The 390-nt window shown below is 62.8% G+C and carries 1 pseudogene; it reads right to left on the bottom strand.

Features of this window, described 5'->3' with window-relative positions:
• Positions 1–232 (bottom strand): annotated as a pseudogene (locus AC5JJ6_RS38415) (hypothetical protein); the annotation flags it as partial.
• Between the last annotated feature and the right edge of the window lie 158 nt (positions 233–390).

The following is a 390-nucleotide window of genomic DNA, read 5'->3' as shown; positions in this document are numbered from 1 at the left end:
ACAGCGGGGCTTCCTGGGTACAGGCAACCATTACCGGCTTGGCTGGGGAGCCGGCGGCGGGGGATTCCAGGGCCGTGACGAAGCGCTCCAGCTCGGTCCGGCACAGCTGGGTGGCAAGGGTCGCGGGGGTGGAGGCGCCGCAGGCTTTCGCCAGTTTCGCGCCGTCCAGGGGCATGGTGCCCTCGCAATTGCAGACGAGGACGGTGCGGCCGTTGACTTCCATCGATTCCACTACACGGTCTTGGGTAAAAGGCTTCATTGCGATCCTAGGGGAATGCCCCGATATTTGCGATAGGCCGTCCGACAGTCCAACAGTCAGACAGTCCGGCCGCAAGCTTGTCCATCTGCCCTTATATGAGAGCGCCGCTTTGGTTTCCGAGACGTTCATCC

The sequence above is a fragment of the Skermanella sp. genome, assembly GCF_059503625.1.
Note: the sequence above shows the minus strand (reverse complement) of the source record. Positions and strands in the feature narration are given on the sequence as shown.